General features: G+C 67.1%; 25 protein-coding genes. 13 read left to right on the top strand and 12 right to left on the bottom strand.

Annotation, left to right across the window (positions count from 1 at the left end; all coding sequences use genetic code 11):
- Positions 1-2 precede the first annotated feature (2 nt).
- The 4 genes from cdd to C5B91_RS06330 all read left to right on the top strand — a co-directional run bounded on the left by cdd (position 3) and on the right by C5B91_RS06330 (position 3,767).
- A complete protein-coding gene (cdd, locus tag C5B91_RS06345) occupies positions 3-431 on the top strand; it encodes a cytidine deaminase (RefSeq protein ID WP_008093514.1) in 429 nt (142 codons plus the stop codon).
- Position 432: 1 nt separating this feature from the next.
- Positions 433-1,644 carry a hypothetical protein gene (locus C5B91_RS06340; RefSeq protein ID WP_049968494.1) on the top strand — a complete coding sequence of 404 codons (1,212 nt, stop codon included), beginning with the start codon at positions 433-435 and terminating at the stop codon, positions 1,642-1,644.
- Entirely contained in the window at positions 1,641-2,459 is an 819-nt protein-coding gene (locus tag C5B91_RS06335) for a nucleoside phosphorylase (RefSeq protein ID WP_008093512.1), read from the top strand. Before C5B91_RS06340 ends, C5B91_RS06335 begins: the two co-directional genes overlap by 4 nt.
- Positions 2,460-2,573: 114 nt before the next feature.
- Complete coding sequence (locus C5B91_RS06330) at positions 2,574-3,767, top strand: NAD(P)/FAD-dependent oxidoreductase (protein ID WP_008093511.1); 1,194 nt, start codon at positions 2,574-2,576, stop codon at positions 3,765-3,767.
- Between the two features lie 196 nt (positions 3,768-3,963).
- On the opposite strand, the gene C5B91_RS06325 is transcribed toward C5B91_RS06330, so the two are convergent.
- Together C5B91_RS06325 and C5B91_RS06320 are read right to left on the bottom strand one after the other, a co-directional pair.
- Positions 3,964-4,209, bottom strand: coding sequence for a hypothetical protein (locus C5B91_RS06325; protein ID WP_004976847.1), 246 nt, complete (start codon positions 4,207-4,209; stop codon positions 3,964-3,966).
- Positions 4,210-4,377: 168 nt separating this feature from the next.
- Positions 4,378-4,911, bottom strand: coding sequence for an Rrf2 family transcriptional regulator (locus C5B91_RS06320; RefSeq protein WP_004976849.1), 534 nt, complete (start codon positions 4,909-4,911; stop codon positions 4,378-4,380).
- Between the two features lie 165 nt (positions 4,912-5,076).
- On the opposite strand from C5B91_RS06320, the gene C5B91_RS06315 reads away from it, so the two are divergent.
- Positions 5,077-5,997 (top strand): NAD-dependent epimerase/dehydratase family protein, encoded by a 921-nt coding sequence (locus C5B91_RS06315; RefSeq protein WP_008093510.1) that lies wholly within the window; start codon positions 5,077-5,079, stop codon positions 5,995-5,997.
- A 43-nt stretch (positions 5,998-6,040) separates the two neighbouring features.
- On the opposite strand, the gene C5B91_RS06310 is transcribed toward C5B91_RS06315, so the two are convergent.
- Complete coding sequence (locus C5B91_RS06310) at positions 6,041-7,420, bottom strand: TIGR00341 family protein (RefSeq protein WP_233514189.1); 1,380 nt, start codon at positions 7,418-7,420, stop codon at positions 6,041-6,043.
- An 88-nt stretch (positions 7,421-7,508) separates the two neighbouring features.
- Here C5B91_RS06310 and rocF point away from each other — a divergent pair, with 88 nt between their 5' ends.
- Both rocF and C5B91_RS06300 read left to right on the top strand, forming a co-directional pair.
- Positions 7,509-8,408 (top strand): arginase, encoded by a 900-nt coding sequence (gene rocF / locus C5B91_RS06305; RefSeq protein WP_049913445.1) that lies wholly within the window; start codon positions 7,509-7,511, stop codon positions 8,406-8,408.
- Positions 8,408-8,878, top strand: a complete 471-nt coding sequence (locus tag C5B91_RS06300) for an NUDIX domain-containing protein (protein WP_004041454.1) — start codon at positions 8,408-8,410, stop codon at positions 8,876-8,878. Before rocF ends, C5B91_RS06300 begins: the two co-directional genes overlap by 1 nt.
- 3 nt (positions 8,879-8,881) lie before the next feature.
- On the opposite strand, the gene C5B91_RS06295 is transcribed toward C5B91_RS06300, so the two are convergent.
- The 3 genes from C5B91_RS06295 to gyrB form a co-directional block, all read right to left on the bottom strand.
- Positions 8,882-9,295, bottom strand: a complete 414-nt coding sequence (locus tag C5B91_RS06295; protein ID WP_049968492.1) for a hypothetical protein — start codon at positions 9,293-9,295, stop codon at positions 8,882-8,884.
- A gap of 108 nt (positions 9,296-9,403) precedes the next feature.
- A complete protein-coding gene (gyrA, locus tag C5B91_RS06290) occupies positions 9,404-11,971 on the bottom strand; it encodes a DNA gyrase subunit A (RefSeq protein ID WP_115819244.1) in 2,568 nt (855 codons plus the stop codon).
- Between the two features lies 1 nt (position 11,972).
- On the bottom strand, positions 11,973-13,892 hold the full coding sequence (gene gyrB, locus C5B91_RS06285) for a DNA topoisomerase (ATP-hydrolyzing) subunit B (protein ID WP_049968490.1): 1,920 nt from the start codon (positions 13,890-13,892) through the stop codon (positions 11,973-11,975).
- Positions 13,893-14,143: 251 nt separating this feature from the next.
- Between gyrB and C5B91_RS06280 the strand changes: the two genes are divergently transcribed.
- Both C5B91_RS06280 and C5B91_RS06275 read left to right on the top strand, forming a co-directional pair.
- On the top strand, positions 14,144-16,540 hold the full coding sequence (locus C5B91_RS06280) for a DNA topoisomerase VI subunit B (protein WP_115819243.1): 2,397 nt from the start codon (positions 14,144-14,146) through the stop codon (positions 16,538-16,540).
- Positions 16,540-17,640: a DNA topoisomerase IV subunit A gene (locus C5B91_RS06275; protein ID WP_004976866.1), complete on the top strand. Its 1,101-nt coding sequence runs from the start codon at positions 16,540-16,542 to the stop codon at positions 17,638-17,640. Before C5B91_RS06280 ends, C5B91_RS06275 begins: the two co-directional genes overlap by 1 nt.
- 287 nt (positions 17,641-17,927) lie before the next feature.
- On the opposite strand, the gene C5B91_RS06265 is transcribed toward C5B91_RS06275, so the two are convergent.
- The 4 genes from C5B91_RS06265 to ligA all read right to left on the bottom strand — a co-directional run bounded on the left by C5B91_RS06265 (position 17,928) and on the right by ligA (position 21,808).
- On the bottom strand, positions 17,928-18,761 hold the full coding sequence (locus tag C5B91_RS06265) for an alpha/beta fold hydrolase (protein ID WP_049968488.1): 834 nt from the start codon (positions 18,759-18,761) through the stop codon (positions 17,928-17,930).
- 57 nt (positions 18,762-18,818) lie between these two features.
- Complete coding sequence (locus tag C5B91_RS06260) at positions 18,819-19,526, bottom strand: MBL fold metallo-hydrolase (protein ID WP_049968487.1); 708 nt, start codon at positions 19,524-19,526, stop codon at positions 18,819-18,821.
- Between the two features lie 94 nt (positions 19,527-19,620).
- Entirely contained in the window at positions 19,621-19,971 is a 351-nt protein-coding gene (locus C5B91_RS06255; protein WP_115819242.1) for a hypothetical protein, read from the bottom strand.
- 79 nt (positions 19,972-20,050) lie between these two features.
- Complete coding sequence (gene ligA, locus C5B91_RS06250) at positions 20,051-21,808, bottom strand: ATP-dependent DNA ligase LigA (protein WP_008093468.1); 1,758 nt, start codon at positions 21,806-21,808, stop codon at positions 20,051-20,053.
- Positions 21,809-21,926: 118 nt separating this feature from the next.
- On the opposite strand from ligA, the gene C5B91_RS06245 reads away from it, so the two are divergent.
- Complete coding sequence (locus C5B91_RS06245) at positions 21,927-23,456, top strand: hypothetical protein (RefSeq protein ID WP_049913442.1); 1,530 nt, start codon at positions 21,927-21,929, stop codon at positions 23,454-23,456.
- A 110-nt stretch (positions 23,457-23,566) separates the two neighbouring features.
- Positions 23,567-23,944, top strand: coding sequence for a hypothetical protein (locus C5B91_RS06240; protein WP_008093466.1), 378 nt, complete (start codon positions 23,567-23,569; stop codon positions 23,942-23,944).
- A 71-nt stretch (positions 23,945-24,015) separates the two neighbouring features.
- Here C5B91_RS06240 and psmB read toward each other — a convergent pair whose 3' ends face one another.
- Both psmB and C5B91_RS22330 read right to left on the bottom strand, forming a co-directional pair.
- The gene (gene psmB, locus C5B91_RS06235) at positions 24,016-24,747 is read right to left on the bottom strand and encodes a proteasome endopeptidase complex subunit beta (protein WP_008093465.1); all 732 of its coding nucleotides are present in this window, start codon (positions 24,745-24,747) and stop codon (positions 24,016-24,018) included.
- Between the two features lie 149 nt (positions 24,748-24,896).
- Positions 24,897-25,070 carry a hypothetical protein gene (locus C5B91_RS22330; protein ID WP_004041439.1) on the bottom strand — a complete coding sequence of 58 codons (174 nt, stop codon included), beginning with the start codon at positions 25,068-25,070 and terminating at the stop codon, positions 24,897-24,899.
- A gap of 340 nt (positions 25,071-25,410) precedes the next feature.
- Here C5B91_RS22330 and C5B91_RS06230 point away from each other — a divergent pair, with 340 nt between their 5' ends.
- Positions 25,411-25,770, top strand: a complete 360-nt coding sequence (locus C5B91_RS06230) for a DUF555 domain-containing protein (RefSeq protein WP_004970698.1) — start codon at positions 25,411-25,413, stop codon at positions 25,768-25,770.
- A gap of 165 nt (positions 25,771-25,935) precedes the next feature.
- Positions 25,936-26,475 (top strand): CBS domain-containing protein, encoded by a 540-nt coding sequence (locus C5B91_RS06225; RefSeq protein WP_004976886.1) that lies wholly within the window; start codon positions 25,936-25,938, stop codon positions 26,473-26,475.
- Position 26,476 lies beyond the last annotated feature (1 nt).

The raw sequence follows: 26,476 nt of genomic DNA, 5'->3' as shown, positions 1-26,476 counted from the left end.
CAATGCCCGAAGCACTCGTCGAACGCGCCCGCGAAGCGCTCGACAACGCCTACGTTCCCTACTCGGAGTACACCGTCGGAGCGGCGCTCAGGACCGCCGACGGCGAGGTTTACGTCGGCTGCAACATCGAGAACGCGAACTACTCGAACAGCCTCCACGCCGAGGAGGTCGCCGTCGCGGAGGCGGTAAAGAACGGCCACACGGAGTTCGACCGCCTCGTCGTCACCTCGGGTGCGCGCGACGGCGTGACGCCCTGCGGGATGTGCCGCCAGACGCTCGCGGAGTTCTGCGACGAGGACCTCCCGGTCGTCTGCGACCTCGGCGGCGACGACGTCGCCGAGTACACGCTCGGCGAACTCCTCCCGAACACCATCTCGCTGGACACGCTGGAGGCCGCCGCGGCGAAGCGCGACGCCGAGCCCGACGAGTAACGTGTCCCTCGCCGTCGGCCGCGGAACCGCCGCCCTCGCGCTCGCCTTTCTCGTGGTACTCTCTGGGTGCACGTCTCTGTCACCCGCCCCGCCGGTCGTAGACGCGGCCCTCGGAGCCCCGTCGGCCGACGCGACCGACGGCGACGACGGAGTCGTCTCGGCCGCCCGCGGCGGAACCGGCTCGTCGGCGGTGCCGGAGACGCGACCCGCGGACAACCCGTGGCGTCGCGCGCCCATCGTCGTCGGCATCGACGCGCCCGCGGACGGCCGCGACTACGCCTCGTTCGTCGAATCGGCGGTCGACTACTGGCGAGCGAACGCGTCGGCGACCGCCTACGACCCGGCGTTCGTCGTGGTGCCGAACGCCTCGACTCCGGACGTGACCGTCTCGATCGTCGAGCGAATCGACGCCTGCGGCGACTACGACGGCACCGACGCGGTCGGCTGTGCGCCCCTCTTGGACGGCGACGACCCGACCGCGCCCAGCGAACCGGTGTCGGTGGTCGTCGCCGCCGGCTACGACGACCAGACGACCCAGACGGTCCTGCGCCACGAGTTCGGCCACCTCCTCGGGCTGACCCACGACGACGCCGGCGACTTCGCCGTGCTGTCGGAGCGCATCGAGACGACGCGACTGCCCGAACCGGACGCCGCCGACCGGGAGACGCCCTTCCGCGAGCGGACCGTCGCGGTCCACGTCGACCTCTCGAACGTCTCGCCCGACGACCGAGCGACCTACGAGGCGGAACTCGACCACGCGCTGTCGTACTACGAGGCCGGGGCCGACGGCGTCGCCCCCGCCAACCTCTCGTTCGAGCGCGTTTCCGACCCCACGATGGCGGACGTGACGCTCTCGGTGTCGGCGTTCGGCGACGGCGACTCGGGCGTGCGCTGGCGTCGGACCGGTGTCGACGCCGACGACGACGAGGCGCTGGAGTGGTACACCGGCGGCGACCTCGTCGTCGACGCCGGCCTCGACCCGTCGCTCGTCGACTGGTACGTCGGCGCGGGACTCGGCTACCTGCTGGCGGCCGACGAGCGCGCCGACCTCCCGCCGCCGTTCCGCGACGGCGACCGCTCCGACGATCCGGCGTGGCGCGGAGTCGCGGGCGAGGCGACGGTCGACGCGACGGTCGAGAGACCGACAGGGAACGCGACGACGCCTCCGGAGAACGCAAGAATTTCCACCGCTGGCCCGCGAGTAGAGCCATGAACGATAGCGAGGACCCGAACGACGAGGTTCAGTACCACCTCGAAGTCGGTCCCGAGGACCTCGCCGACGCGGTGTTGCTCCCCGGGAACCCCGAGCGCGTGGACAAGGTGACGGCGCTGTGGGACGACCACGAGGAGAAGGCCTACCACCGCGAGTACCGGACCGCGACCGGGAGCTACGACGGAACGCCGATTTCGGTCACCTCGACGGGTATCGGTAGTCCCTCGGCGGCCATCGCGGTCGAGGAACTCGCCCGCGTCGGCGCGGACACCTTCATCCGCGTCGGTTCCTGCGGCGCGATTCAACCCGAGATGGACGTGGGCGACCTCGTCATCACCTCGGGCGCGGTCCGACAGGAGGGCACTTCCAAGGAGTACGTCCGCGAGGACTACCCTGCTGTCGCCGACCACGAGGTCGTCTCGGCGCTCGTTGCGGCCGCGGAACGCCTCGGCTACGACTACCACGTCGGCCTCACGATGAGCGCCGACTCCTTCTACGCGGGGCAGGGACGCCCCGGCTTCGAGGGCTTCCGTGCCGCCGGCTCCGACTCGCTGGTCGAGGAACTCCGCGAGGCGAACGTGAAGAACATCGAGATGGAGGCCGCGGCGCTCCTGACCATCGCCAACGTCTACGGCCTCCGCGCGGGTGCCGTCTGCTCGGTCTACGCGAACCGGGTCACGGGCGAGTTCCGCACCGAAGGCGAGTCGCGCGCGGCGGAGACCGCCAGTCTCGCGGTCCACCTCCTCGCCAAGATGGACGCGGCCAAGCGAGACGCGGGCGTCGACCGCTGGCACGCGGGTCTCAGCCTCGATTAATCCGACAACCGTCGAACCCGGATTTCGACGCTCTGGGGCCGTGGAGGCCAAAATTACCACAGTCGTGGAGACGGTTTCAAAGCCCCTTTATCGGATGACTGCACAGACGACGACATGAGCACGCAGGTCGTCGTTCTCGGCTCGGGGTACGCCGGGGCCGGCGCGGTCAAAACCCTCGAAGAAGAGCTCGGTCACGACGCACAACTCACGTGGGTCGCCGAACACGACTACCACCTCGTCCTCCACGAGGTCCACCGCTGTATCCGCGACCCGAGCGTCGAGTCCAGCATCGCCATCCCCGTCGACGATGTCAAGGAGGACTCGACCGACTTCGTCAAGGGCCGCGCGTCCGACGTGAACGTCGACGACCGGGTCGTCGAACTCGAAGGCGGCGACACCGTCGACTACGACTATCTGCTGGTCGCCATCGGCTCTTCGACCGCCTTCTTCGGCATCGAGGGCCTCGAGGAGTTCGCCCACCAGCTCAAGGGTCTCGACGACGCCCGCGAGATTCACCAGGACATCAAGGAGGCGGCCGCCGACGCCTCCCGCGACGACCCCGCGCAGGTCGTCATCGGCGGCGCGGGCCTCTCGGGTATCCAGACGGCCGCCGAGGTCGCCGAGTACCGCGACACGAACCGCGCGCCCATCGACATCAAACTGGTCGAGGGGATGGACGAAATCTTCCCCGGCAACGACCCCGAACTGCAGGGCGCGCTCCGGCGTCGCGTCGAAGACCTCGACATCGACATCCTCACCGGCGACTTCATCTCGAAGGTCGACGAGGAGACCGTCTTCATCGGCGGCGGCGAGGACGAAGCGCCCGAGGAGCTCGCCTACGACGTGCTCGTCTGGACCGGCGGCATCACCGGCCAGCCCGAGGCGTCCGACGTCGAACTCGAACAGGACGAGCGTTCCCACCGCTTCTTCGCCGAGGAGGACTTCCAGACCAGTAACGACCGCGTCTTCGCGGTCGGCGACTGCGCCCTCGTCGAGCAGGGTCCCGACAGCGTCGCGCCGCCGACGGCGCAGGCCGCCTGGGACGCCGCGGACGTGGCTGGCGAGAACATCGCCCGCGCCATCGCCGGCAAGCCGCTCAAGCGCTGGACGTTCACCGACAAGGGGACGGTCATCTCCATCGGTCACGACGCCGTCGCCCACGGCGTGAAGTTCCCCGTCTTCGGCGAGTTCCCCGTCAACGTCTTCGGCGGCCCGCTCGCGCGGACGCTGAAGAAGGGTATCGCCGCGAACTGGATTGCGGACGTGACGTCGCCGAAGCGCGCGCTCTCCGCCTGGAACGACCTGTAACTCGGTCGCCGCGCCCGGCCGCCGGGTGACGCGACGCCCGACGCTCGCCGACTCGGTTTCGATTTCTCCGACGCCGCAATCCCCGAGTGTCGATGGCGCTCACGGAGTAAGGAACTCAACAGCGACCCCTCGTTCTGATTCGTGTGAGAAAATACGTGCTGCCGCGCAGCGGTGGTCTCTCGATGCCTCGGTGTCCTCAGAAGGGGGACGACTCAGCGGTTCGGAGATTCTCGGAGAGCCGAACCAGGGCCGTTCCAAGGAGAACGACCGCGACTCCGGTCAGTGCGACCACTGCCATCGTTTCGGGGTCTCCACCGGCCATCAAAGCGAGCGACGCCGCCCCGATAAGCAGGGTTACGGTGAAGAGAAACGCTGTCACGTCGGCGTTCAGCTCCTCCCACGTTGATGGGATGCCGAACGCGCTCTGCTGATTGTACGCCATGGGGGTACTGGTTCCTCGATTCAGATAAAACTGTTCCCAATTCTACATTAAAACTTGACATTATTGCGGTCCGAGCCCCACTGTTCGGGTTGGCCGGCGTCCGAACGCCGGACCCGTCGGTCGGAGCGCGCGGAGAGTGTCCGGAAAAAGACGAAGAGAGGAGCGTGGTTAGTGCTGGGGTTCGCCGACGGGTGCCTTCATGTCGTCGATACGGAGGATGAGGATGTTGCTCGTGTCGTCCTTGCCGTCGAGCGTGCCGTCGATGACGAGCTTCGAGAGCGGCGTCGGGCCGACGCGAATCTTGTCACCCTCGTGGAACTCGCGGACCGAGCCCTGGACGTGAATCTCGGCGCGGCACAGCTCGGGGTGGTGGACGCTGGAGAGGTCGATTTCGTCCACGTTGACGCCTTCGACTTCCTCGTCGTTGTGGAACAGGGGGACGAACGCGGGCTCGTCCATCTTGTCCACGTCGAGCGCCTCGTAGGCGTTCGCGGTCGGCTTGTAGCCGCCCTTCGGACCGGGTACGCCCTCGACCAACTGGAGCGCCTTCAGGCTCTGCATCTGGTTTCGGATGGTGCCGGGGTTTCGGTTGACTTCGGTCGCGATATCCTCGCCCTTGACGGCGTCCTCGGAGTCCCGATAGAGGTTGATGAGGGCGGTCAAGATAGTTTTCTGACTCGAAGTGAGCTCGATTGATGACATGGAGAGTGGTTCGCTACATACGTCCTTAAATCCGATGGATGACGCCTCGAATCTGCCGTTCGTCTACTTTGTAACCACGACACGCTCATGAATGTTCATTTTGAACCCTAATTCGGCCTCGATGCTGTCGATAGCACTATACGCCTCACGAGAGTTCGGTAGCACATGCATGGGAAACGAGTCCTCGTCACCGGCGGTGCCGGCTTCATCGGCTCGAACCTCGCGAACCATCTCGCGGCGGAAAACGAGGTCGTCGCGGTCGACGACCTCTACCTCGGAACGCCCGATAATCTCGACGACGCGGTCGAATTCCACGACGCGAGCGTCCTCGACGACGACCTCCCGACCGAGGGCGTCGACGTGGTGTTCCACTTGGCGGCGCTGTCGTCGTACAAGATGCACGAAGAGAACCCGACGAAAGGCGCGCGCGTCAACGTCGAAGGCTTCGTGAACACGGTCGAACAGGCCCGGAAGGACGGCTGCGACACCGTCGTCTACGCCTCCACCTCCTCGATTTACGGCTCTCGGACGGAGCCCTCGCCGGAGGACATGCCGGTCGAAGCGCGCACGGGCTACGAGGCGTCGAAACTCGCCCGCGAGCGCTACGCGGAGTACTTCCACCACCACTACGACATGCGGACGGCCGGGCTCCGGTTCTTCTCGGTGTATCAGGGCTTCGGCGGCGCGGAAGCACACAAAGGCGAGTTCGCGAATACGGTCGCGCAGTTCGCCGACCAGATTGCCAACGGCGAGTCGCCGGAGCTGTTCGGCGACGGCACTCAGACGCGTGACTTCACGCACGTCGACGACATCGTCCGCGGCATCGAACTCGCCGCCGACCACCGGCTTCAGGGTATCTACAACCTCGGGACTGCCGAGAGCTACTCGTTCAACGAGATGGTCGGGATGATAAACGAGGCCCTCGGAACCGACGTCGACCCGGTCTACATCGAAAACCCCCTCGACGTGTACGTCCACGACACGATGGCCGACTGCACGAAGATACGCGAGGCGACCGGCTGGGAGCCCCAGATCTCCTTCGAGGAGGGTGTCCGACGCGTCTGCGAACCGTATCTCGACGAGTAGCTCTTCGTTCGGTCTCCGGACGCTCGTCTCCGCTTTCAGTCGGTCACGACGGCCCCGACCGACTCCGCTGTTCGAAGTTCACAGTCACGACGACGTCCCTCCCCGTCGCCTCGCGTATTCGGTCCCCGATTCGCGACGACAACTGCGGGTACTGACGACCGACCGGGTGTTGGACCGCGACCGTCACCCGTCGCGGGCCGTCGTCGAGTCCGGCGGTTCCGAACTCGACGCCGACCGACAGCAGTTCGAGCGAGTCGTACTCCGAGTCGTCGAGAACGGTTTGCACGGCCCCGGTCGAACGGTTCTCGAACGCGATTTGCGAGGTGAGAAGCGACCCCGGTCCGAGCACGGTGAGCCCGAGGAGGGCGAGCGCCACCCACGTCGCTCTGGTCCCGAAGAACGAGCGAAGCCGCCGTCGCGTCGACCCCGGTGAGTCCCAGTAACTCGGTCGGTATCCGAGGTACCAGAGCGCGAGCGTCCCCGCGAGGACGATGCTCGCCACGTTGACCGCGAGGAGCGTGAGCGCGCCGACGGCGACCGCCGGAATCGCCCACGCGACGCCGATACCGACGGCCGCGGCCGCGGGGACGGTCGCGGCCGCGACCGCGACGCCGACGATTGAGACGGGGAGTTCAGTCGCCAAGCCGACGCCCCCGGCCGCGCCCGCACAGAGTGCGACGACGAGCGTCAACAGCCCCGGCGACGACCGACTCGCAATCTGCTGGACCGTGGTCACGTTCAGTCCCGACGGGACGAACTGCGCCGTCTTAAGCCACCACCCCAGCGCCGCGGCGGCGACGATGGCCACGGCGAGGCCGACGACCGTCGAGCGAACCCCGTCGGTGAACATCGCGTCCTCGCCGAGCGCCGCGCCGACGCTGGCCATGAGCGCCGCGCCGATCTGCGGGGCGATGACCATCGACCCGACGACGAGGGCGGGCGAGTCGAGCAACAGCCCCGCCGTGGCGACGAGCGCGCTCAGCACCGTCATCCCGTAGTACGCCGTCGGCTGGGGGTTGAGGTCGTGCGCCTTCGTCAGAATCTCCTCGTTCGAGACGCGCTCTTCTTCCTCGTCGCCCTCGACGTACCGCTCGACGAGTCGGTCGTAGTGCGGCGTCGTCGCCGACTCGATGTTACCGATGACGAGGTAGCGTTCCTCGAACCCCGCCTCGGAGAGCGTCTCTCTGATTCTGTCGACCGCCTCCGTCGGCAGCGGGAACTCGATGAGGTACGACCGAGCGTCGGCGTCGGACTCGCCGACCGGGAGGACGACCGGGTCGACGTCCTCGCCTCGGAGCGCATCGACGACCGCGTCGAGTTCCCCCGCCTCGACGCGAATCTGTAAGTGCCGCATGGCACTCGATACGACGCGGCCGTGGAAAAGCGAGACGGCCTTGCGACAGGCCGGAGTCCACGTCGCCACACGGCGGCCTCCCGGGAGGCGACGGAGGGCATTATCAATAAGGGTATTTTTCCGATGCCACTAAACACCCCGGCCGAGTTGGTTCACTATGGAACGGAACGTCAGGATTCTCGGTGCACCGACGGACTACGGTGCCAATCGACGCGGGGTGGACATGGGTCCCTCCGCGATTCGATACGCCGGACTCGCGGGGCAACTCGAGTCCGCCGGCGTCTCGCCGACGGACGCGGGCGACCTCGCGGTCCCGCACCACGCGACGCGGGACGCGGACGCCGGGCCGGCGAACGCGAAACACGTCCAGGAGGTCGAAGAGGTGACGACGAGCCTCGCCGACGCCGTCTCGACCGCGCTCGCCGAGGGGACGACCCCGCTCGCGCTCGGCGGCGACCACTCCATCGCCATCGGCTCGCTGGTCGGGAGCGCCCGCGACGCCGACATCGGCGTCATCTGGTTCGACGCCCACGGCGACTTCAACACGCCGAGCACCTCGCCGTCCGGAAACGTCCACGGCATGCCGCTGGCGGCCGCGCTCGGTATCGGCGACTTCGAGGGCGTCGAGTGGGCGAATGCCGCCGGTCTCGAAGCGGAGAACGTCGCCATCGTCGGCCTGCGCTCCGTCGACGGCCCGGAGGCCGAGGCGATTCGCGACACCGACGTCACAGTCTACACGATGTCGGACATCGACGAGCGCGGCATCACCGACGTGACGAACGACGCCCTCGACGTGGCGACCGACGGGACCGACGGCGTCCACATCAGCCTCGACCTCGACTGGCTCGACCCCCGCGAGGCCCCCGGGGTCGGGACGCCCGTCCGCGGCGGCGTGACCTACCGCGAAGCCCACGCGGCGATGGAACTCGTCGCCCGCTCGGAGGCCATGCGTTCGTTCGAACTCGTGGAGGTCAACCCCATCCTCGACGAGCACAACGAGACTGCGACGCTCGCGACCGAACTCGCCGCAAGCGCCTTCGGCAAGCGCATCCTCTGATGTCGACGCCGAGAGAAGCCCCCGCTCCGCACGACCTGGCCGCCGGCGTCGTCGTCCTGCGGGAGAACTCGGTGCTCGCGGTCTACGAGAAGGACCGCTGGGGACTGCCGAAAGGCGGCTCCGAACCCGGCGAGTTCTTCTTCGAGACCGCCGCCCGCGAGGCCGCAGAGGAGACCGGCGTCGAGGTCGAAATCCAGTCGCTGGCCTTCACGAGCGAGATTCGCGCGCCCGACCACCGCATCTATCTCCAGCGGTTCTATCACGCGACGCCCGTCGCCGACGACCCGACCCCGTCGCCGAGCGACCCCGACGACGAAATCGAGGCGGCGAAGTTCCTCCCGCTCACCGCGCTCGGGTCGACGCTCACCTACCGGCCGCGGGTCGAACCGCTCCGCGACTGGCTCCGGGACCGCAAGCCGCGACACTACACCTACGACCTGACGAGAGAGCCGTCGGACGTAGAGAAATAGGAGCTACGTCGCGCTGTCGCTGGTTTTTGTCGCTCTCAGGACTCGAACGACGTACCCGACACCCGCCCCGAGACCGCCGAGCCCGAGTGAAAGCACCGCGCCGGCGACGAACGGATACCCGAGCCACAGCGGCGACTCCATCGTCGATACCGGGACGAACAGGTTGACCGCGAACGCGAAACACGGACCGAAGGCGAGCACGATACCCTCGCCGGCCCGTTCACCGACGCGCTCGCCTCGGGCGACGTGAGACGCGACGCCGGCGACGACGAGCACCGCGCCCGCGTCGACGACGAGCGACTGCACGTGTGTCGGCGGTTCGAGGTTCCACGCCCGAAGCGCGGTCAAGCCGCCGAGAACGACGACGAATGCGAGCGCCGAGACGCCGACGACTCTCGAACGCGACGCGTCTCTCATACCGGGAGGACCCGTCGGCCGGGGTAAATGCCTTCGGGGAGTGACGGTCGGAACCGCGGCTCCCCGGTGGGGTCCGCAAAAAGAAATCCGTCGTCGGGGAGAGCCGACTTATTCGTCGTCCGCGTCAGTTTCCGCGTCGGTTTCCGCGTCGGTTTCCGCGTCGTCCAGTTCCTCGTCTTCGGTCGTCATCGCGGCCGGAATCACGTCGACGGAGGCCACGTCGTCGCCGTCGTCGAGGTCCATCACGATGACACCCATCGTGTTGCGGCCGACCGTCGAGATGTCCTCGACGGGCGTCCGGAGAATCTGTCCCTTGTCGGATATGACGACGAGGTGGTCTCCCTCGCCGACGGTGTTGATGGCGCAGACCGGACCGTTCCGCTCGTTGGTCTTGATGTCGATGAGCCCCTTGCCGTTTCTGGACTGCTTGCGGTAGGCGTCGAGGTCCGTGCGCTTCCCGTAGCCGTTCTCGGTGACGGTGAGAATCCAGCTGTGGTGGGCCTCGTCGATGGCGGCCACGCCGGCGACGACGTCGTCGCCGGTCAGTTTGACGCCGCGGACGCCGCGGGCCGAGCGTCCCATCGCGCGCACCTCGTCCTCGTCGAAGCGGATGGACATGCCCTGTTCGGTGCCGATGACGAGGTCGCTTTCGCCGTCTGTGACCTCCACGTCGACGAGTTCGTCGCCCTCGTTGAGTTTGGTGGCGATGATGCCCGTCGAGAGGATGTTCTGGAACCGGTCGGTGCCGGTCCGCTTGATGTAGCCGTTCTGGGTCACCATCGTCAGGTAGCCCTCGATATCTTCGAGGTTGTCGCAGTTGACGACGGCCGTAATCTCCTCGCCGTCGTCGAAGTCGAGCAGGTTGACCGCCGACTTCCCGCGAGCGGTCCGCGACATCTCTGGCACCTGGTAGGCCTTGAGTTGGTAGACCTGTCCGTGGTTGGTGAAACAGAGCAGGTCGTCGTGGGTGTTCGTGACGAACACCGACGAGACGTTGTCGCCCTCCTTGAGGTCAGTCCCGATGATGCCCTTGCCGCCGCGGTGCTGGGCGCGGAACCGGGAGACCGGCATCCGCTTGATGTAGTCGTCCTCGCTGACGACGACGACCACGTCTTCCTCGGGAATGAGGTCGGCGCGGGTGACCTCGCCGGTGTTGGCAACGAACGAGGTCCGCCGGTCGTCGGCGTACTCGTCTTTGATGTCGAGCAGCTCGGACTCGATGACCGCGTCGAGTTCCGACCGGTCGCCGAGGATGGTTTCGAGGCGCTCGATGGTCGCCTGCACGTCCTCGTACTCGTCTTCGATTTCGGCCGCCTCCATCGAGGTGAGCGAGCCGAGTTGCATCGAGACGATGTGGTTGGCCTGTTCTTCGGAGAAGTCGAACGTCGGCAGCGGTTCGCCGTCGACTTCGACTTCGACCTCGCCGCGGAGCGCGGCTTTCGCGTCGTCGCGGCTCTCGGAGTTCCGGATGGTCTCGACCACGTCGTCGATGTTGTCGAGGGCCTTCAGGCGGCCTTCGAGGATGTGCGCGCGGTCTTCGGCCTCTGCGAGTTCGTACTCGGAGCGCCGGCGGACCACGTCGCGGCGGTGGTCGAGGTAGTGTTCGAGCGTCTCCTTGAGCGTCAGCACCTGCGGCTGGCCGTCGACGAGCGCGAGGTTGATGACGCCGAACGTGGATTCGAGGTGGTTGTCGAGCAGCTGGTTCTTGACGACCTCGGCCATCGCGCCGCGCTTGAGTTCGATGACGACGCGAATGCCGTCGCGGTCGGACTCGTCGCGGATGTCGCGGATGCCCTCGATTTTCCCCTCGTTCACGTCGTCGGCGATGCGCTCGATGAGGCGGGCCTTGTTCTCCTGATACGGGAGTTCGTTGATGACGATGCGGCCTTCCTCTTCGAACACGTCGTAGTCGGCGCGGACGCGGACGCGGCCGCGACCGGTCTTGTACGCCTTGTGGACCGCGTTTCGGCCGACGATGTTCGCGCCGGTCGGGAAGTCCGGGCCCTTGATGTGTTCCATCAGGTCCGGGATGGTCGCCTCGGGGTTCTCGATGAGTTCGACCGTGGCGTCGATGACCTCGCCGAGGTTGTGCGGCGGGATGTTCGTGGACATCCCGACCGCGATGCCGGACGAGCCGTTGACGAGCAGGTTCGGGAACGACGACGGGAGGACCGTCGGCTCCTGCTTGCGGTCGTCGTAGTTCGACTGGAAGTCGACGGTGTCCTTGTCGATGTCGTCGAGGAGTTCCTCGGCGATGGGGGACATCCGCGCCTCTGTGTAGCGCATCGCGGCCGGCGGGTCGCCGTCGACGGAGCCGAAGTTCCCCTGGCCGTCGACGAGCGGGTAGCGCATGGAGAAGTCCTGCGCCATGCGCGCGAGGGTGTCGTAGATGGCGGAGTCGCCGTGGGGGTGGTAGTCACCCATCGTCTCGCCCACGATGGACGAGGACTTGCGGTGCGACGAGTTGGAGGTCACGCCGGCCTGGTGCATCGCGTAGAGGATGCGCCGGTGGACCGGCTTGAGGCCGTCGCGCACGTCGGGCAGCGCCCGCCCCGCGATGACCGACATCGCGTAGTCGATGTACGACTGCTCCATCTCGTCTTCGATGCGCGCGTTCTTGACTTCGGCCGCGATACCCGCGCCCGGTTCGAAGGAATCTGGTGCGTCAGAACTCATGTTAGATGTCCACCCACTCGGCGTCGTTCGCGTGGTCCTTGATGAACTGCTTTCGCGGCCCGACGGCGTCGCCCATCAGGATGTTGAACATCCGGTCGGCGGCGGCGGCGTCCTCCACGGTGATGCGCTTGAGGACGCGGTTCTCGGGATTCATCGTCGTGTCCCACAGCTGGTCGGGGTTCATCTCGCCGAGTCCCTTGAACCGCTGGACCTGCGTGGGGTTGCCATTGCACTCTTCTTCGATGATGCGGTCCCGTTCGGCCTCGTCCATCGCGTCGTAGGTGTTGCCGCGGTAGCGAACGCGGTACAGCGGCGGTTGGGCCGCATACACGTAGCCGGCCTCGATGAGCGGGCGCATGTGGCGGTACAGGAGCGTGAGAAGCAGCGTCCGGATGTGCGCGCCGTCGACGTCGGCGTCGGTCATCAGGATGAGCCGCTGGTAGCGCGCCTTCTCGATGTCGAACTCGTCGCCGACGCCACCGCCGATGGCGGTGATGAGCGCCCGTATCTCGTCGTTTTCGAGGATGCGGTCGAGACGGTGTTTCTCGACGTTCAGAATCTTCCCCTTGAGGGGTAAAATCGCCTGGAATTTGCGGTCGCGGCCCTGCTTGGCCGAGCCGCCCGCGGAGTCGCCCTCCACGATGAACAGCTCGGACTCGGCGGGGTCGCGGCTCTGACAGTCCGCGAGCTTCCCCGGCAGCGAGGTGGATTCGAGCGCGGACTTGCGGCGGGTGAGCTCCTCGGCCTGCTTCGCGGCCTTGCGAGCGCGGGCGGCCTCGACGGCTTTCGAGATGATGGCCGTCGTCGTGTCCGGGTTCTCCTCGAAGAACGTCCCGAGCTGCTGGTGGGTGACGCTCTCGACGATGCCGCGGACCTCGGAGTTACCGAGTTTGGTCTTCGTCTGGCCCTCGAACTGCGGGTCGGGGTGTTTGATGGAGATGACGGCGGTGAGCCCCTCGCGCACGTCCTCGCCGCGGAGGTTGTCGCCGTCGAGGTCGTCCAGCATGTCGTGGGTGTTCGCGTAGTCGTTGACGACGCGGGTGAGCGCCGTCTTGAACCCGGTCAGGTGCGTGCCGCCCTCGCGGGTGTTGATGTTGTTGGCGAAGGCGTGAATCGACCCCTGCAGTTCGTCGGTCGCCTGCATGGCGATTTCGACCTCGATGCCCTCCGACTCGTCGTCGTAGTAGATGATGTCGTCGTGGAGGGCCGTCTTGGTCTCGTTGAGGTACTCGACGAACTCGCGGATGCCGCCCTCGAAGAGGAACGTGCTCGACTCGCCGGTCCGCTCGTCGCCGAGCGAAATCTCGACGCCGGAGTTGAGGAACGCGAGTTCGCGCAGGCGGTTTTCGAGCGTCTTGAAGTCGAACTCGGTCGTCTCGAAGATACCGTCGTCCGGCCAAAACCGGATGGTCGTCCCGGTGTCCTCGTCGGGTTCGAGGTCGCGCACGCGCTCGAACTCGTCGACCTGCGGTTCGCCGAACTCGAAGCGGTGTGTCCACACCGCGCCGTCGCGTTTGACCTCGACTTCGAGCTTGCCCGATAGCGCGTTGACGACGGAGACGCCGACGCCGTGGAGGCCGCCGGAGACCTGGTAGGACTTGTTGTCGAACTTCCCGCCGGCGTGGAGGACGGTCATGATGACCTCCAGCGCGGGTCGGTCGTACTGTTCGTGCGTATCTACCGGAATCCCGCGGCCGTTGTCGGTGACGCTGACAGAGCCGTCCTCGTGGAGGGCGACCTCGATGGCGTCGCAGTGGCCCGCGAGCGCCTCGTCGATGGAGTTGTCGACGACTTCGTAGACGAGGTGGTGGAGTCCGCGAGAATCGGTGGACCCGATGTACATCGCCGGACGCTTTCGAACGGCTTCGAGCCCTTCGAGGACCTGAATCTGTCCGGCCCCGTACTCGTTATCCTGTGACATCTGAACTGGCCTAGGATAGCCCGTCCCTTAAAGCCTCGCACGCGCGGGCGCGTACTACTTACTGGAGTCCCGCGTAGCGGTTTCCGGGCCGGCGATTTCGATTGATTGACCGAAGTTCGTGGGTGACTCTGTGTAACACGACTCGCGGTTCCGGCGCGAATCGGCCTCGAAGCGCGTCAACCTCCCGTGTTCACTTTCACTCCGTTGCCGGTGAGTACTTAACGCGGGACTGGGTAGATGCGCATCAGGAAATGACCTCGTTCCAGTCGACACTCGGTGACGAGCCGGGGATCGCAGAGGAGCTGGCGAAGGGCCAGCGGGAGATCTCCATCGCCGAGTTCTTCGAGAAGAACAAGCACATGTTGGGCTTCGACAGCGGAGCCCGCGGGTTGGTCACCGCCGTCAAGGAGGCGGTGGACAACGCGCTCGACGCCACGGAGGAGGCGGGCATCCAGCCCGACATCTACGTGGAAATCGCCGAGGCGGGCGACTACTACCGCCTCGTCATCGAGGACAACGGGCCGGGCATCACGAAAGAGCAGGTGCCCAAAGTGTTCGGGAAGCTCCTCTACGGCTCTCGCTTCCACGCGCGCGAACAGTCCCGCGGTCAGCAGGGTATCGGTATCTCCGCGGCGGTCCTCTACTCGCAGCTGACGAGCGGGAAGCCCGCCAAGGTGACGAGCCGGACGCAGGGCTCGGAGGACGCCGAGTACTTCGAACTCGTCATCAACACGGACCAGAACGAACCCGAGATTCGCACCGAGAAGACGACTTCGTGGGACCGCCCCCACGGCACGCGCATCGAGTTGGAGATGGAAGCCAACATGCGCGCCCGCCAGCAGCTCCACGACTACATCCTCCACACGGCGGTCGTCAACCCCCACGCACGCATCGAACTCCGGGAACCCGGCCTCGACGAGCCGATGAAGTTCGAGCGGGCGACCGACCAGCTTCCGAAACAGACGAAGGAGATCCGTCCCCACCCCCACGGCGTCGAACTCGGGACGCTCCTGAAGATGCTCGCGGCGACCGAGTCGTACTCCGTCTCCGGCTTCCTCCAAGAGGAGTTCACCCGTGTCGGCGCGAAGACCTCCGACAAGATTCACGACGCCTTCCGCGACCGGCACTTCGGCCGCGAGATGACGTGGCGGACGCCCGACGCGACCGAGGCGGACGAACTCGTCGCCGTCGTCGAGGACGCCGTCGCCAACAAGGGCAAGGAGGCGACCGCGGCGTTCGCGGACGAACTGGTCGATATCGTCGTCGGCAAGGACCGCATCGCCCACGGCGAACTCGTCACCATCGTCGAAAACGTCGCCGAGACGGTCGGTGAGGAGACCGACACCTCGTTCGGCGAGACGGTCCGGGAGAACGTCGTCGAGGCGCTGTGGCCCGTCCTCACCGACGACCGCGAGGGCGACGTGTACGCCATCGTCGACGACGTGACGACCACGCAGAAAGACGACGCCGGCAAGGTGTCGATGGCGCGCTCCATCGCCACGCAGTTCGCCGAGACGACCGGCCCGGCCGACCGCGCCACCCGCGACGACGTGGCCGAGTTCGTCGCGTGGGCCGCCGAGCGAACCAAAGAACGCGAGGACGAGACCTACGGCGAGACGGCACAGGAGAACGTCGCCGACGCCATCTGGTCGCGGATGCGCACCGTTTCCGACGAGGTGCCGAAGGTCCGCGAGGTCGCCGACGACCGCGACGTGGCCCGCGACCTGCTCGACGCGATGCGCCAGACGGACATCCTCGCGCCGCCGACCGACTGTCTCTCTCCCATCTCCGCGGACCTCGTGGAAGCCGGCCTGAAAAAGGAGTTCGACGCCGACTTCTACGCCGCGGCGACCCGCGACGCCGAGGTCCACGGCGGCGACCCGTTCATCGTCGAGGCCGGCATCGCCTACGGCGGCGAACTGAAGTCCGAGGGGAAAATCGACCTGCTCCGCTTCGCCAACCGCGTCCCGCTCGTCTACCAGCAGGGCGCGTGTACCATCACCCACGTCGTCAAAGACATCGGCTGGCGGAACTACGGCCTCGACCAACCGGGCGGCAGCGGCATGCCGAACGGTCCCGCCGTCCTCATGGTCCACGTCGCCTCCACGAACGTCCCGTTCACGAGTGAGTCGAAGGACGCGCTCGCGGACGTGCCGGCGATTCAAGACGAGGTCGAACTCGCCATCCGCGAGGCGGCCCGCGAACTCAAGTCCTACCTCTCGAAGCGGCGGTCGCTCCAGAAGCGCCGCAAGAAACAGGACGTGCTCGGTCGCATCCTTCCGCAGATGGCGACGAAGCTCTCGGAGGTCACCGGGCGACCCGAGCCCAACATCGACGGCGCGCTCGGCCGCATCATGAACAACCTGACCGTCGAGCGAGCCGTCGAAGACGGCGAGGTGACGCTCACGGTGAAGAACTACTCCAACACGAACGAGTCGCCAGACATCACGGACATCGTCTCGGCGGAGCCGGCCGGCCTCGACGGCGAGGCGACGGTCGTCGACCTTGACGGGGAGTGGTTCGTCAAGTGGAACCCCGAGGTGTCGTCCGGTGAGACGGCGACGCTCACGTACTCGGTCGCACAGGACGCGTCGTTCGACATCAACGTCGACGGCGTCGAGACGGAGAAACTCACGGTGAACGTATAATGGCACCTGAACCGAACACATCCGAGGAACGCGCCCGCGAGCGTCTCATCGACCTCGCGGCGGAGTTCTACGACCAGTTCGACGCGGGGGAGATTCCGCACATGACGCTCCCGACGCGGACGAAAAGCAACATCGAGTACGACGAGAACTCGAACGTCTGGGTGTACGGCGACCGGACCTCAACGCGCTCTGCGAACAGCGTCCGGGGGGCGCGAAAGCTCCTGAAGGCCGCCTACACCATCGAGTTCCTCGCGCGGCAGTTAGAGGAGGACCGCTCGTCCACCCTGCGTGAGCTGTACTACATCTCCGAGTCGTGGGACGCCGAAGAGGCGCACTTCTCCGACCAGGACGAGTCGAACCAGCTCATCGAGGACCTCGAAATCGTCTCCGAGGTCACCCGCGAGGACTTCCACATGCGGCCCGAGGAGTCGGGGGCGACCCTTATGGGCCCGCTCGAACTCCGCGAGCAGACCCGCCGCGGCGAGCGCGACATCCACTGCCAACTCGACGTGGGCGAGGGCGGCTACCAGATTCCGAACAACCCCGACACCATCGAGTTCCTCGACCACGACATCGATTTCGTCCTCTGCGTGGAGACCGGTGGTATGCGCGACCGCCTCGTCGAAAACGGCTTCGACGACGAGTACAACGTGCTCATCGTCCACTTGAAGGGCCAGCCCGCGCGGGCGACCCGGCGCATCACGAAGCGCCTGCACAACGAACTCGACCTACCGGTCGTGGTCTTCACCGACGGCGACCCGTGGTCCTACCGCATCTTCGGCTCCGTCGCTTACGGCTCCATCAAGTCCGCGCACCTCTCGGAACACCTCGCGACGCCGGAAGCGAGGTTCGTCGGCATCCAGCCGCAGGATATCGTGGACTACGATCTCCCGACCGACCCGCTCGCGGACTCCGACATCAACGCGCTCCAGTCCGAACTGGAGGACCCGCGGTTCATGAGCGACTACTGGACCGAACAGATCGAGCTGCAACTCGACATCGGCAAGAAGGCCGAACAGCAGGCGCTCGCCTCCCGCGGTCTCGACTTCGTGACCGACGAGTACCTGCCGACGCGGCTCGACGAGATGGGCGTCATCTAACCCCGGTCACCCCGGCCGCCGCTTTTCTAGCGCACCGTCCCGGACCGGTTGAACAGCGCCACGATAGTGTAGCCGCCGTAGAAGCCGAGGGTGTCGGGTTCCTCCCACGGCTGAAGCCGAGGGCTTCCTCCTTACACCTCTGTGACGACGAAACAGACGAGGAGTCGGCAGCCGCTGAAAAGCGGGCTCGACCGGAGGGCGTCGCGCATGGCGGTTCGACGGCCGCCCGGCGTATGAGCTTGGTGCCGCGGGGAGGGTTCGAGGCCCTCGTCGCTCGCGGTACGCGATTACGGATACAGCCCGTCGCCGCGGAACCCGTCGAAGTAGCGCCTGACGACACCGTTCAGCGTTCGCGGCTCGCCGGTCGCGAGGTTGTGACCCGCTCCGGAGAACAGCGCGAGCGTCGCGTCCGCGATGCCGTCTTTGAGTTCTCGAATCCGCGGTTCGGGAAAGAGTCGGTCGGCCTTCCCGGCGGCGACGAGCGTCGGCGCGTCGATGTCGCCGAGTATCTCCCGGGAGTCGTGTTCGAGACAGGCCGTACAGGAGACGACGGCGTCGGCGGGGACGGCGGGCCGAAAGTCGACGACTCGACCGGCCGCCTCGATGAGCGGCGGGGCGACGGTCGCTTCGAGGCCCGTCGCCGCCTCCCGCTCCGCGTCGGCGGCGACCTCGGCCCAGCGACCTTTACCCGCCAGCGAGCGCCAGCGCGTTACGACGTTCTCGCCGTGGCCGCCGAGTCGCGTCCCGGCGGAGACGACGGCCAGCGAGTCCACGTAGTCGCCGTAGTCGGCGGCGAGGTACTGGGCGGCGAGTCCGCCCATCGAGACGCCGATAACGTCGGCCGGCCACAGGTCCTGTTCGTCGATGACGCCGGCGTAGCCCGCGGCCATGTCTCGCGTGGTCGACCCGACCGGGAGGTGTCGCGGCCGGCCGACGACCCACACGTCGCGGTCGTCGAACTCGCGGAACAGGCCGGCGAGCGCCGCCGCAGTCGCGCGGTTCGGGTCGGTGCGCTGGAAGGCGTCCGAGAGGCCGGGAAGCACCACGAGCGGGTCGGCGTCGGCGTCGCCGAAGCGGTAGTAGGGCCGCCGGCCGCCGAGCATGCCGTAGTCGAGGTCCATACGCGAACGGACGGCCCGGCGCGGCAAAATCGTTCTGTCCGTTTCGTCGTCGCGGTCTCAGACCTGGTCGGGGTCGTCGAGAACGACTGGAATGCCGCGGTTCGCCACGTCGACGACGAAGGCGTCCGGGTCGGTTTCGAGAAGCGGAATCGTGTCGTAGTGAATCGGGAGCACGAGGTCGGGGTCGAGCGTCTCCGCGAGGTCGGCGGCCTCGTGGCGGTCCATCACGACCGAACCGCCGATGTTGGCGAGAAACAGCGAGACCTCGAGGTGTTTGTGGCCTTCGAGCACGTCGGAGTCGCCGGGCCAGAAGACGGTCCGGTCGGCAATCGAGATGTGGTAGCCGCAACCGAAGCCCTGCGGGTGGACCACGTCGCCGTCGCGGAGATGCGGCCCGTCGGGGTCGTTGAACGCCGGGAGCGACCACACGTCGACTTCACCGACGGTGAGGTGGTCCGCCTCGTCGACGCGGACCGTCTCGTAGGGGAGTTCCTCGACCGGTACCACGTCGCGGTCGATGGTCGCGGCGTCGACGCCCTCGAAGGCGACGACGGTCGCGTCGGCGTCGGCGACCTGCTCGATGGCGTCGGAGTCGTAGTGGTGGTTGTGTGTGACCAAAATCAGGTCGCCGTCGCGGGCGTAGTAGTCGTCGAGGACGCCGTAGCGGCCGGGGTCGAAGTAGACGACGAAGCCGTCGGGCGACTCGATTCTGACGGTCGCGTAGCCGAGCCAGGACACGTCGAGGCCGTCGTGTTTGATGGTCATACGCGACACCTCGAACCGAGGGGTAAAAAACGCGGCTCTCGGGGCGAGGCGGCCGGTGTGGGCGGGCGACGAGTGGCGGATGCGCGGCCCCGACTCAGACGAGCGTGTCGCGCAGGACGCCGAACACGACGAGGCTCCACAGGAACAACCCGGCCCCGTAGAACAGGAGGGTGAGGCGAAGCGAGGTGTCCGTCTCGACGGGCGACCACAGCCCCGCGTTCGAGACGACCCTGTTCGTCCCTCCCTTCTCGCCCGCGTGTTCGACGTTACTTGGACCCATCTGACCCGCGGCCCCGCCGCCGAGTACGACGAGGAGTACGCCGGCTCCTGTCAATCCGAGCATGTACAGTCCCGAGTGCGTGGCGAAATACACCCCGCCGACCGTGAGAAGACCGAGGAGCCCCGTATAGAGGAGAACCGGCTTCAGGAGGGCGTCAAGGTTCACGTGTAGTCACCGTGACAACACGTCGAATCACCGATAGTATATCCCTTTGGGCGCGACCCGCGACGGACGCGTGCCTCGCTTACTGCGACTCGGCCAGTCGCTCGACGCGCTCCAGCGAGTCGGCCGTCTCGGCGGTCTTGTCCTCGCGGACGGTGACAAACCGCGGGAACCGGAGCGCGTAGCCCGAGGAGTACGTCGGCGACGCCTGAATCTCCTCGTAGCCGACCTCGAAGACGACCGACGGGCGGATGTCGACCTCCTTGCCGGACTCCCGTTCGATTTCGGGTTCGAGGAGGTCGGTCAACTCGGCCAACTCCTCGTCCGTGATACCCGTGGCGACCTTGCCGATGGTCTCGAAGGCGTCGTCGCCGGACTCGGCTTCGACGCGGGCCGAAAGCAGGAACGTCCCGAGGAACTCCGCGCGTCGGCCCTCGCCCCACTCCGCGCCGGTGACGACGAGGTCCAGCGTCTCCACGTCGGGCTTGCGTTTCAGCCAGTTCTTCCCGCGGTCGCCCGGCGAGTACGGCGCGTCGGGGTTCTTCAGCATGATTCCCTCGTGGCCGGCGTCGAGGGCGTCGGCCTCGGAGGCGGCGATTTCGTCGGCGTCGTCGGTCAGGAGGAGGTCGGAGACGGCCGCCGAGTCGTCGCCGAGGACCGCGGCCAGTCGGTCGTGTCGGTCGGACAGCGGGTCGGTCAGGAGGTCGTCGCCGCCGGCGTGCAGGCAGTCGAACGCCCGGAGTTCGACCCGGACCTCCTCGCGCATCCGGCCCACGTCGTGCTTGCGGCGGAAGCGCCGGAGAATCTCCTGAAACGGGAGGGGTTCGCCGTCGTCGTCCATCGCCACGACCTCGCCGTCGAGGATGGCGGGCTCGTCGACCGCGTCCGCGACGAACTCGACCACCTCGGGGAGCGCGCCGGTCACGTCCTCCATGTTGCGCGAAAACAGCGAGACCTCGCCGTCGGCGTCGCGGTGGACCTGTACGCGCGCACCGTCGAACTTGGTTTCGACCGCGGCGGCGTCCCACTCGTCGAGCGCGTCGGCGGCGGTGCCGGCCTGCGCCAGCATCGCCTGTACGGGGCGCCCGACCTCGAGGCGGACGCCGTCGAGGCCGGCCTCGCCCTCGTCGCGGGCGAGTTCGGCGACCATGCCGTAGTCGTTCGACACCTGCAGGGCGCGGGCGACGGCGGCGACGGCCTCGTTCCGGCGGTCGCGGGCGACGGCTTCGGTCTCCGCGTCGGCGTCGTCGTCGCGGATGGCGGCGGCGTCCGCGGGGTCGACCAAGAACGCCTCCGCGACGGCGTCGCGGACGGCCCCCTCGCCGACGCCGATGCGCATCTCCGAGAGGACGAGCCGTGCGAGGATGCGCGCCTCGTCGGGGTCGGTCCGGTTGAACAGGCCGTAGAGCGTCTTGAGCTTCGTCTCCTCGCTCCCCGAACCGGAGGCGGCCGCGAGCGCCCGGAGTTCCGAATCGACTTCGGCGACCGTCAGCCCCGCTCGGCCGCCCGAACCGAAGGCGGCGAGGCCGCGCTGGCCGCCGAAGTCGTAGCTCGCGGCGACCGCGCCGATTTCGCCGCGGTCGGCGAGGCGGTCTTCCACGTCGTCGGCCGAGACGTTCGGGCCGGCCGCGCGGGCGATGGCCTCGTGGCAGAGCCGCGGGCCGATGTCGAGCGTGGTCGAGTCCCACGCCGGAAAGACGCGACCTTGGACGAACCGGGCGACCGTCGGGAGGTCGTCGCCGGCGTCCGAAAAGAGGTCGGAGAGGAGCGAGACGACCGCGAGGTCCGCTGGCTCGGCTTCTATCTCGGCGGCGCGGGCGGCGAACTCGGCGAACTGCATCGTCCGTGGGTATCGCCGCGCGGGGCAAAAGCGTCTCGACAGTCGTCGGGGATGTGATTCGCTGCCGAACGACCGCGGTGCCGGGAAGTTGAAGGCGTTCGACGCCGGAACGCCGGGTATGAGCGACGACCTCGCAGAGCGCGTCGAAGACGTGCTCGCGGTCGACGCGGCCGAGTTCGAAGCGCAAGCGAAAGCCGACGCCGAGGTACTCAAGCGCGAACTGCGCGAGGGGACCTTCGACAACCACCAGTCCATCGTCGGCTTGGAGTACGAGTTCTACGCCGTCTCCGACGGTCGCTGGTCCGCGAGCGAAGACGACGTGCACGCGCTCATGCGGGTCCCGCGCCGGCTGCTCGGCCTCATGGGCTTCGAGAAGGAACTCGGGCTCCACAACGCCGAGATGACCACGAGCCCCCAGCCGCTGAATCCACACGGGCTCCGCGCGCAGGAGTCCGAGGTCCGCGCCCGACTCGACGCCGCGCTCGACTGCGCTGCCGCCGAGGGGATGCGCCTCGTCTCCGACGGGATGTGGAGCATCCCGCCGGCCGGCGAGAGCGCCCGCGAGTACCTGACAGACTCCGTCACCGACGGTGGCGTCCGCCTCGCGACGAACATGAGCAACTCCGTGCGGTACCACGCGATGGCCAACGGGCCGACCGCCCCGGAGTCGTTCACGCTCGACGCGCCGCACGTCTCGCTCGAAGCGGACACCGTGATGCCCGAGGCGCTCATCACGTCCATCCAGCCGCACTATCAGGTCCCGCACGCGGCCGACCTGCCGTACCACTTCAACTACGCGCTGCGGGTCGCCGGGCCGCTTCTCGCGCTCGGCGTCAACTCGCCGTTTTTCCCAGCCGACCTCTACGACGATGGCGTGACGGCCGACGAGATTCTCGCCGACGGCTGGGACGAAAACCGCATCGCGGTGTTCGAGTCGGTGCTCAACTCCGGCGACCACGAGAAGGTCGCCTTCCCCGGCGACCTCGATACCGTCGAAGACGCCGTCGACCGCGTCGTCGAGGACTCCACGATGGTTCCCATGTCGGTCGAACGCGGCGACCGCTTCGACGACGACTTCGCCACGCTCCGCCGGAAACACGGCACCTACTGGCGGTGGGTCCGCCCGGTGTTCGACGGCGCGTCCCGCTCGTCGGCCAACGCCCGCATCGAGTTCCGCCCCATCGCGGGCCAGCCCACCGTCCGCGACTCCGTGGCGTTCCAGGCCGCCTTCGCGGGACTCATGGAGCGACTCCCCCGACTGGACCACCCCGTCATCGACCTCGACTGGGAGACCGCGGAGGAGAACTTCTACACCGCGATGCGTGAGGGACCGCACGGCGACCTGCGCTGGATAGACGTCGACGGCGACGACGTGGTCGGCGCTGACCTCTACGAGGACCTGCTCGTCCACGCCCGCGACGGGCTTCGGCTCGCGGGCTGTTCCGAGGAGGAGGCCAACTACTACCTCGAACCCCTTCGCAAGCGCGTCGAGACGGGCGTCACGCCGGCCGACTGGAAGCGCGCCCGCGTCCGCGACGCCCTCGGCGACGCCGACGACTTCGAGACGGCGCTCCGCGAGATGCAACGCGAGTACGTCGAGCGCCAGTCCGACTCGCTGCTCGAAGGCGCGTTCGCCGACTGGTTCTGAGCCGGCGGGTGCAGTCGGCTCCGCGACAGCCTCGACGACGGCGGGTCGGCCTCGGCTTCACACATTCTTGTCTGAGAAATAACTATTATCGCGCCGCTCGAACGTCGTGTATGGTCTCCCGCCGGACGAAAGCCGTCGCCGAATTCGGTCTCGCGCTTCTCACCGCGCTCTGGATGGTGTCGATGCGCCGTCTGCTCCGCTCCAGCGACGACGAGTCGTACGAGCCGACGCCGCTGTCGCCGGGTGGTATCGCCGTCGGCGGTGCGTGGGGAATCGGACAGGTGTGGGCGTACGACCGCGATAGCTGGAAGGTTCGGACGCGTCGGCGTCGTGGGCTAGTCGTCAGCCTCCTCGGTATCGCGGTCGAGCGTCGACTGCTCCCCCGAACCGAGTCGTTCCGGTACAGCCTCGGACTCGGGCGCGTTCTCGGCGTGCTCGGCTACCGGGCGTGGTACGGGCTCTTGCGGCCGCTTCCGGGCGACGAGTGAGTACGATGTACGCGCGAGTCCAGCCGGTAGCGACCCGTTAAAACGAAGAGAAACCGCCGACTGCGGGCGACTTATTCGAGGCCTTCGAAGTTCTGGTGGCGCTGGATGTCGACGCCGTCCTCGGTGACGACGGCGATGTTGATGCCGTTACCCGAGGCGAGGTCGCGCTCGACCGCCGAGCGGATGGCCTTCGTGGCGACCTGCTTCGCCTCCTCGATGCTGAGGCCGTCTTTGAACTCCTGTTCGAGCACACCGAGGGCGTACTGGCTGCCGGAGCCGGTGACGGTGTACTCCTCTTCGAGGATGGAGCCGGCGGGGTCGATGCTGTAGATGTGGGGGCCGGTCTCGTCGACGCCGCCGAGGATGGGCTGGACGACGTAGAACCCGCCCGAGCGGAGGAAGTTGCCGACGAGCGTCGACAGCGCCTGCATGCTCATGTCCTCGCCGCGGCGGGCCTCGTAGAGGCGGACCTCCGCGCGGAGGGAACTGATGAGCGACTGGGCGGCCGAGACGGAGCCGGCGATGGTCAGCGCGCCCGTCGGGTGAATCTCTTCGACCTTCTGGACGTCCTTCGAGGAGACCATGTAGCCCATGCTCGCGCGCATGTCGGTCGCGAGGACGACGCCCTCTTCGGTCTTGATACCGACGGTGGTCGTTCCGGTCTTCGTCTCTTTGTCTCCGAGCGAGTCGGCGCGACGCTCGGCGTGCGGGAACTCGCCGAGCTCGGGACCGAACACGTTCGAGCGGTCGCCGTTCAGCGAGTCGAGACGGCCGGAGAACTCGTCGTGAGTCGGGGTACGCATTGTCAGCGATTGCACTTCGGCGCTGATAAATGCAACCCTTCACCTCGCCGTTGCCGGTGCCAAAGCGTCAGACGCGCGTCGGCGGCGGCCGCGCGATGCGATCGCTCGCGGGAAGTACCGTCGGGAGGAGGGAGGGCGCGGGAGTCGACTTAGCGACCCGCGGCGCGTTCGTAGGCGGTTCCGGTCGTTTCCACGAGCCGGCGAATCGGGAGGGTCACACCCATCCGGCGAGCGGCGAGCGCGACGGGGAGCAGCGCGATGCCCATCGCGACCGATAGCTGGTAGGCGGCGAACAGGACGTACTTCGTTAGGCGGGGTATCATCACCGTGTCCTCAGTCGAGGGTCGGGAGGTGCCAGTATATAAACCTTCTCTCAGCCGGCCGCACGACACCCCGGCGCTGTCTATCGATTAAAGCACACTTGTCTCTACTCCAACTAGACCGACTATTCGGCGTGAGACGCGCGTGACCCGCGGAGCGCTTTTCCATAAGTTATAGCGATAATCCCCGTGGCATGCGCGGGTCGTGCGCGCTCCGGCCGAGGGACGGGAGTGTCGTGGATTCGGACGCGTCGCGGTCGGTTCGCGGCCCGGGTGTGTGAATCCCACGCGCCCCGGCGCTCGAACCACAAGACACGAAACCCCACCGGCGCGTAACGTGTGTATGAGCAACTATCTCGTCGCGATGGAGGCGGCCTGGTTGGTCCGGGACGTAGAAGACATCGACGACGCCATCGGCGTCGCGGTCAGCGAGGCCGGCAAGCGACTCAACCAGAAGGACAAGGAGTACGTCGAGGTCGAAGTCGGCGCGACGCCCTGTCCCGCCTGTGGCGAACCGTTCGACTCCGCGTTCATCGCGGCCAACACCGCCCTCGTCGGCCTGCTCCTCGAAATCAAGATTTTCAACGCGGACGGCGAGAAGCACGCCTCCCGAATCGCCAAAAGCGAGGTCGGCGGCGCGCTCCGCGATGTCCCCCTCGACGTCATCGACATCCGCGAGTTCGACTCCGACGAAGACCAGTAATCCCGCGCCGTCGCGCCCGGCCGCGTCGGGTCGTGCCAAACCGCACCGACCGGTGTACTTGGGGCGACCGCCCGACACGAGCGAGCGATTTTCGCGGCGCCTGCGAACCCATGCCCCGATGAGCGACCGGAACACTTTTTCATAACTACGGGTTATCACTCCGGCATGGAACTCCCCACGCCGCAGGACCTCAGGGAACGGCGGAACTCCCTGGAGTTGACGCAGAGCAAACTCGCCGACATGGCCGGGGTCTCCCAGCCGCTCATCGCCCGCATCGAAGGCGGCGACGTCGACCCGCGTCTCTCGACGCTCCGGCGAATCGTCGAGGCGCTGGACGAGGCCGAGGGTCGCATCGTGCGCGCGGAAGACATCATGAACACGACCGTCCGGAGCGTCGCCCCCGACAACTCAGTCCGCGAGGCGCGCGACATCATGCTCGACGCCGGGTTCTCCCAACTGCCAGTCATCGAGAACGGCCGCCCGCTCGGCATCATCTCGAACGCCGACATCCGCCACGTCCAGGAGGACGACGTGACCGACCGCCCGGTCAACGAGGTCATGTCCGAGGGCGTCACGACCGTCGAACCCGAGACGACGCTGGACGAAATCGGCGTCTACCTCGACCACAACTCGGCCATCATCGTCGTCGAGGGCGGCGAGACGGTCGGCATCATCACCGAAGCTGACATCGCTGCCCACATCTGAG

Origin of the sequence: Haloferax sp. Atlit-10N (assembly GCF_003586325.1) — an archaeon.
In the GTDB taxonomy this organism is placed as follows: domain Archaea; phylum Halobacteriota; class Halobacteria; order Halobacteriales; family Haloferacaceae; genus Haloferax; species Haloferax prahovense.
The sequence above is the reverse complement of the archived record's forward strand: the minus strand, read 5'-3'. Positions and strand labels throughout refer to the sequence as shown.

Excerpts from the sequence above, each read along its gene's own strand:
- cdd (WP_008093514.1), top strand. The coding sequence starts at position 3 with ATGCCCGAAGCACTCGTCGAACGCGCCCGCGAAGCGCTCGACAACGCC.
- C5B91_RS06335 (WP_008093512.1), top strand. The coding sequence starts at position 1,641 with ATGAACGATAGCGAGGACCCGAACGACGAGGTTCAGTACCACCTCGAA.
- C5B91_RS06330 (WP_008093511.1), top strand. The coding sequence starts at position 2,574 with ATGAGCACGCAGGTCGTCGTTCTCGGCTCGGGGTACGCCGGGGCCGGC.
- C5B91_RS06325 (WP_004976847.1), bottom strand. The coding sequence starts at position 4,209 with ATGGCGTACAATCAGCAGAGCGCGTTCGGCATCCCATCAACGTGGGAG.
- C5B91_RS06320 (WP_004976849.1), bottom strand. The coding sequence starts at position 4,911 with ATGTCATCAATCGAGCTCACTTCGAGTCAGAAAACTATCTTGACCGCC.
- C5B91_RS06315 (WP_008093510.1), top strand. The coding sequence starts at position 5,077 with ATGCATGGGAAACGAGTCCTCGTCACCGGCGGTGCCGGCTTCATCGGC.
- rocF (WP_049913445.1), top strand. The coding sequence starts at position 7,509 with ATGGAACGGAACGTCAGGATTCTCGGTGCACCGACGGACTACGGTGCC.
- C5B91_RS06300 (WP_004041454.1), top strand. The coding sequence starts at position 8,408 with ATGTCGACGCCGAGAGAAGCCCCCGCTCCGCACGACCTGGCCGCCGGC.
- C5B91_RS06295 (WP_049968492.1), bottom strand. The coding sequence starts at position 9,295 with ATGAGAGACGCGTCGCGTTCGAGAGTCGTCGGCGTCTCGGCGCTCGCA.
- gyrA (WP_115819244.1), bottom strand. The coding sequence starts at position 11,971 with ATGAGTTCTGACGCACCAGATTCCTTCGAACCGGGCGCGGGTATCGCG.
- gyrB (WP_049968490.1), bottom strand. The coding sequence starts at position 13,892 with ATGTCACAGGATAACGAGTACGGGGCCGGACAGATTCAGGTCCTCGAA.
- C5B91_RS06280 (WP_115819243.1), top strand. The coding sequence starts at position 14,144 with ATGACCTCGTTCCAGTCGACACTCGGTGACGAGCCGGGGATCGCAGAG.
- C5B91_RS06275 (WP_004976866.1), top strand. The coding sequence starts at position 16,540 with ATGGCACCTGAACCGAACACATCCGAGGAACGCGCCCGCGAGCGTCTC.
- C5B91_RS06265 (WP_049968488.1), bottom strand. The coding sequence starts at position 18,761 with ATGGACCTCGACTACGGCATGCTCGGCGGCCGGCGGCCCTACTACCGC.
- C5B91_RS06260 (WP_049968487.1), bottom strand. The coding sequence starts at position 19,526 with ATGACCATCAAACACGACGGCCTCGACGTGTCCTGGCTCGGCTACGCG.
- ligA (WP_008093468.1), bottom strand. The coding sequence starts at position 21,808 with ATGCAGTTCGCCGAGTTCGCCGCCCGCGCCGCCGAGATAGAAGCCGAG.
- C5B91_RS06245 (WP_049913442.1), top strand. The coding sequence starts at position 21,927 with ATGAGCGACGACCTCGCAGAGCGCGTCGAAGACGTGCTCGCGGTCGAC.
- C5B91_RS06240 (WP_008093466.1), top strand. The coding sequence starts at position 23,567 with ATGGTCTCCCGCCGGACGAAAGCCGTCGCCGAATTCGGTCTCGCGCTT.
- psmB (WP_008093465.1), bottom strand. The coding sequence starts at position 24,747 with ATGCGTACCCCGACTCACGACGAGTTCTCCGGCCGTCTCGACTCGCTG.
- C5B91_RS22330 (WP_004041439.1), bottom strand. The coding sequence starts at position 25,070 with ATGATACCCCGCCTAACGAAGTACGTCCTGTTCGCCGCCTACCAGCTA.
- C5B91_RS06230 (WP_004970698.1), top strand. The coding sequence starts at position 25,411 with ATGAGCAACTATCTCGTCGCGATGGAGGCGGCCTGGTTGGTCCGGGAC.
- C5B91_RS06225 (WP_004976886.1), top strand. The coding sequence starts at position 25,936 with ATGGAACTCCCCACGCCGCAGGACCTCAGGGAACGGCGGAACTCCCTG.